This is a genomic window from Mesorhizobium waimense (assembly GCF_003601975.1).
Lineage (GTDB): Bacteria > Pseudomonadota > Alphaproteobacteria > Rhizobiales > Rhizobiaceae > Mesorhizobium > Mesorhizobium waimense.
In genome coordinates this window covers 1-395 of record NZ_QZWZ01000245.1, presented here as the reverse complement: position 1 = coordinate 395, position 395 = coordinate 1, and the positions used below count along the sequence as shown (strand labels likewise).

Here is a 395-nt window from a genome sequence, read left to right as displayed (position 1 = left end):
GGGCAGCCCCGCCACGGCGAACCAGAACAGCGGCGCCACGACGGAGTCGTTGAGGTTTTCCGCGAGCGATTCGATGGCGGATTCGCGCACCTGCACGGCCTCCAGCGCCTGTACGTCGCGGCTCACGAGGCGCGCGAGGCGTTCGCGCCCGGCCGGCAGCGACTGCGAGAGCGCGGCTTCCACCGCCACCACCTCGTCGTGCAGCATGCGCCAGGCGAGCATCGGCTTCAGCAGCACGGCGAGCACGGGCGCGGCGAGCCACCACGGCAGGGGCCCGGTGGAGCGCTGCAGCCCACAGGCAATGGCCGCCGTGAGCGAGGCCAGCGCCAGCCAGGCCGCCGCGCCGAGCGCGAAGGCGCGCGCATCGGCCGGGCCCGGCTGCCCGGGTGCGATGC

The 395-nt window shown here is 75.2% G+C and carries 1 protein-coding gene; it reads right to left on the bottom strand.

Features of this window, described 5'->3' with window-relative positions; all coding sequences use genetic code 11:
- Window positions 1–395, bottom strand: a 395-nt coding sequence (locus D3227_RS40855; protein WP_147377858.1) for a cobalamin biosynthesis protein, incomplete at both ends; no start/stop codon positions are given.